The 474-nt window shown below is 71.7% G+C and carries 1 protein-coding gene; it reads left to right on the top strand.

From position 1 onward, the window contains the following. Positions 1 to 18: 18 nt before the first annotated feature. Positions 19 to 474: SDR family oxidoreductase (locus AE652_RS06400; RefSeq protein WP_255357400.1), on the top strand; the 456-nt coding region annotated here is incomplete at its 3' end.

The raw sequence follows: 474 nt of genomic DNA, 5'->3' as shown, positions 1-474 counted from the left end.
GCGATCACCGCCCAGTGGGTGGCGGATCGTGGTGCTTCGCGGGTCGTGCTGACGTCCCGTTCTGGCCCGGGTGCCGCCGGTGTGGCGGAGCTGGCGGCGTCGATCGCGGCTCGCGGTACGGCAGTCGACGTGGTGGCGTGTGACATCGCCGACCGCGCCTCCGTGGCGGAGATCCTGGACCGTATCGATGCGGCGGGCCCGGTGTTGTCGTCGGTGGTCCACTCGGCGGGTGTCGGTGACCGTGGGCCGGTCGAGGAGATCGAGCCTTCGGACCTGTCCTGGCTGCTGTCGGCGAAGGTCGGCGGTGCTGTGGTGCTCGACGAGTTGACGGCGGGTCGGGATCTCGACGCGTTCGTCCTGTTCTCGTCGGGCGCGGGTGTCTGGGGCAGCGGCGCTCTGGCTGGCTATGCGGCGGCGAACGCGCACCTGGACGCGTTGGTCGAGGACCGCCGCTCCCGTGGCCTGGTGGCCTCC

The organism is Kitasatospora sp. MY 5-36, assembly GCF_001182915.1.
In the GTDB taxonomy this organism is placed as follows: Bacteria; Actinomycetota; Actinomycetes; order Streptomycetales; family Streptomycetaceae; genus Kitasatospora.
Note: the sequence above shows the minus strand (reverse complement) of the source record. Positions and strands in the feature narration are given on the sequence as shown.